3 protein-coding genes and 1 pseudogene are annotated in these 3974 nt (G+C 53.9%); all 4 read right to left on the bottom strand.

The annotated features are described in order from the left end of the window. Positions 1–90: 90 nt before the first annotated feature. The gene (locus H0248_RS21375; protein ID WP_064360497.1) at positions 91–366 is read right to left on the bottom strand and encodes an EexN family lipoprotein; all 276 of its coding nucleotides are present in this window, start codon (positions 364–366) and stop codon (positions 91–93) included. Positions 367–376: 10 nt separating this feature from the next. Further along, positions 377–1096, bottom strand: coding sequence for a type IV secretion system protein (locus H0248_RS21370; RefSeq protein ID WP_180787409.1), 720 nt, complete (start codon positions 1094–1096; stop codon positions 377–379). 23 nt (positions 1097–1119) lie between these two features. Then, a complete protein-coding gene (locus H0248_RS21365) occupies positions 1120–3867 on the bottom strand; it encodes a VirB4 family type IV secretion/conjugal transfer ATPase (protein WP_180787408.1) in 2748 nt (915 codons plus the stop codon). A gap of 11 nt (positions 3868–3878) precedes the next feature. Beyond that, a pseudogene (locus H0248_RS21360) lies at positions 3879–3974 on the bottom strand (DUF3352 domain-containing protein); the annotation flags it as partial.

The following is a 3974-nucleotide window of genomic DNA, read 5'->3' as shown; positions in this document are numbered from 1 at the left end:
AAATACCACCGGACATGGTGCCTCTCATTAGTCAGGAACAGACAGGGGATAAAAACAGGGAAGGACCCCTGTTTTTGTTGGTGGGGGATCTTACTGAGTGACGGATTTTCTTTTTTGGGCTTCCTGCTGAAACAGCGTCTCGAATTTTTCCCTGATGCCGGGTTTGCCTGTCTGGGCAAACATGAGTGCTGCCCGGTGCGCAAACTCGCAGTTGTCGCTTGCCTCGCCATCCTTGAGGCATTGCGTATAGACCTTATAGGTTTCATCGGGATGTTCTTTATACCAGGCTTCTGATTTCGTCTCTTTACAACCGGATAAGACGAGAATGCCTGACATGACGCATAAGGTTAATACGGGTTTTAACATGTTAACCTCCCTATAGAGAGTTCAGATCGGCAACGGGCGCAGTTAATTGCTGTTGCTCAAAGGCTTTCTGTTTTTGCTGTTCCAGCAGCGTTGTTCGCTGTTCAGCCTGTTTGACTGACATTTCCCATTGGCTAGTCAGCGCATTTAATTGTACGCTTTTGGCCGCGATGGCGTTAGCCAGGTCCTGCGACTCTTTCGAATCCTGCGCATTAGCAATACGGTCCGATAAATCTGATATATCGTCGAGCGTGCCCGTGATCTTGTTTTCAACCTCGGACGTATTTTCTATTGCTACAGCCTGATTCAGGATCATCTGTTTGCAACTGTCCAGATAGCGTTGTGAAGCGCTGGACGGGTTACAGGTATCGAACGTTTTATATTTGTTATACAAGCTATTAAGTTCAGACGAATATGACCCGCTTTGGTTGCTCAGCAGGTCATCCAGTGAAATACCGTTTTGACGAAGATTATCGATATCGGTTTTCAGACTTTTGGCCTCGCGGAGAAATGCCTGAACGTCCCGCACGCCCGTTGCCGTGGCTAATTGCTGCTTGTAGGCATCAAGTTCACTTCTATAGTGGGTAACGGTTTCCTGCCACTGCTGGAGTTTCTGGATCCACTGATTCATGGATTCGGTATTCTGTACGGCGTCGAATACCGGTATTCCGGCGCTCATCGCCTGGGTGGAAATCAACAACGATAATGCCAGTATGATATCTCTGAATCGCATTTTCATTACCTCCGTCGTGAATATTACAGGGCTTGTTCAAGGAAGGCGGCTTTCCAGTCATCAGGCTGCATACCTTCCTGATACAGGGTGTCGAACAGTTTCAGGTTGTCTTCGCTCCCGCTCAGCATTTTGGTAAGTTTCCCGAGACCCGTTAAATCCATTTTCGCCATCGCCACAAAAGGCCGGGTTTCACCTGCGCGTAACGGCGTTTTCAGAACCAACATGTAGTGCTCACCCGGATCGAGGTTTCTGACGGTGTCGTACACGTTTTCCGGCACTTTCATCTTTTCCACGTAATCCGCCCGGCTGGCCTTCGGGTTGGCGAGAAAAATTTGCGTGCTGCACTGCTCGATAATCGCCGGAGCAATCGGGTGTTTGACGATTTCGTCAGGTGACTGGGTGGCGGGGACGAAGATGCCGTTCAGCTTGCGGATCACTTTCAGCATATTGAGCGAGAAGCGGGAGAATTCGACATCGGCCAGCCATTTCCAGAACTCGTCCATGAACATCACCAGCCGGCGACCATCCAGCAGACCGGTGACGCGATAAAGCAGATAAAACGTGATGGGGCCGCGAATATCGTCATCATCGAGAAATTCCGTACCGTCGATACCAAAATTTTCGACGTCGCTGATGTTGAAGGTGTCCTCCTCATTGTCGAATACCCAGCCGAACTCGCCGCCCTGCGCCCACTGTTTAAGGCGAATACGTAACCCGTTGAGGCGGGCATCGGTGGTTGGCGGCTCCGGCAGGACTTCCAGCAGTCGGGTGATACCGAACTTGCGGTATTCCGGCGGGTAGTCGAGCATAATGGTATCTACGGCGGCACTGATCCGCTCCTCATCGCGCGGATCGAGCGGCTTGCCGTTGCGGCCGCACAGCATGCGCACCAGTCGTTTGATAAAGCTGATATTCCGCCGGGTTGGGGCAAGCGAAAACGGGTTAAACCCGGTGGGCGTGCCGGTACGGATACGGAAGTAGCGTCCGCCCATCTGGCGTATTGCCATCTCCGCCGCCCGGTCCTTGTCGAAATACACCGTGGTGAACCGCTGGATTGTGGCTGAGGCGGAGAACGTCGCCGGATTGCGGTACTTCTGCATAAGTTGCTGCATGACGGTCATCAGCATCGTTTTCCCGGAGCCAGTTTTACCGATAATCGCCGTATTACCCGGCGTTTTTTCGTTGAAGTCATCCCGTCCGCTCTGGCTGTCGTGCAGGTTCAGGTAATACCCGCCACCGCCAGGGGATTTGAGGATGGCGATGGCATCGCCCCAGGGATTGTCGTTTCGTTTATGAGGATGAAAATTGTGCAGGCTCGCCAGGTCGGCAAAGTTCTGGCTGCTGACGGCCACCAGACGGGGGCGCAGCGTATACACCCCCGGCAGTTGCGCCAGGTACGCGGCGGGCAGCGACAGCGTGGACAGCGTTGTCATGATGCCGAGGTCGGCGAAGGGCTGCGCCAGCGCGTTGGTGTCCTTCACCACCTGCTCTGGGCTGTCTGAAGATACCAGCAGGGAGAAGTGGTATTTCCCGCAGGAGACATGCCCGGACTGGAGCAGGTCGCGCAATACAATCAGCTCTTCGCGCTGCGAGATGGCGTCGTCGTCCGCCGAATTCAGGCGCTTTTCCGCCAGGCGAATATGCTTCTGCGCCTCATCGCGGGCCATGCAGGTGAAGGACTGCGTCAGCACATACTCGCTTTCGGCATACAGCAGCGCGTCCAGCAGGCCGGTCGCGGTCTCCGGCGAATAATCTTTGATTTCCAGACTGCGGAAAAAACGGGAGCCGCCGACGGTCTGGCACTCGGCGGTGTCGGTGGTAAAAAAGACATCCGGCGTGCTTAATGTTTCATAAAACGGCGCAGGCGTGACCGCCACCTTTTGCCACTGGCCGGTGAGCAGACGGTGATAAAAGGACAACTGGGCGGAATACACCCGCCCGTTGTCTTCATACATCCCCAGCGGCGTCGCCGTATAGCGGGACAGCGCCGATGCCAGTGCCTCCCGGTATTCCAGCATCACTTTCAGAGCATCATCCAGCGCCGCTTTGCGTTTACCGGACGGCTGCGCCTTCATGGCCTTTTTCTCCAGCGGAGAGAAGGGCGCGTAGCAGAGGGTGAAAAACAGCCGGTGCCGCCAGAACGGTTTTTCGCTGATCGGCTGGTAATACAGCCGGGTCACTTCATCAGAAAAGGGAATGCCTGAATTCGCGTCAAAGACATCGTGGTACTTTTCCCGGATACGGTGAAGATAGAAGGTAACCGGCAGACCTTCGTACCCACGAATAACGTTATTGAGATGCGTCGCCATTAACGTCAGATGATGTTCGTCCTCACATTCAAAAACGGTGCCCTCCAGCTCCCAGCTGGCAACCAAATCACCCTGGCGGTTTCTGATGACGTGCGGATGAATATGGGAGGAATACGGAATGTATTTATCCAGCGTAATGCGCTCATTTAACTTCATTTTTTCAATAAACTCCGAGACGTCGACAGCGTCATAGCGGTTTGCCAGCAGGGCATTGGCACCAAAATGTTTATTGGTGCCAAACCGGCCACGGGTTTTAAAGGCCAGCCAGAGCAGCCCGAAATAGTGAATATCGGTTCTGGCCTTTGCCTTCATCTCCAGCCAGGCGGGAATAAGCAGTAATATCAGGTAATAGCTGACATAGACCGCCAGCAGGACGATGGCCCCGCTGACCATCACGAACGGCACGAGAGGAATGCCGGCTATGGCGGCAGGCCGCGTCAGCGCTTTGTTCAGCGTAGCCATTGTCACCTCCCTTATGATGCCCAGTAGGCACCGAAACCTGACGCACCGACGATAAGGATGGCGCCAATGATGACGTTGCGCATGTCATGCAGGCTCTTGCCGTCAAA

It is taken from the genome of Pectobacterium brasiliense (assembly GCF_013449685.1).
GTDB lineage: Bacteria > Pseudomonadota > Gammaproteobacteria > Enterobacterales > Enterobacteriaceae > Pectobacterium > Pectobacterium brasiliense_A.
The sequence above is the reverse complement of the archived record's forward strand: the minus strand, read 5'-3'. Positions and strand labels throughout refer to the sequence as shown.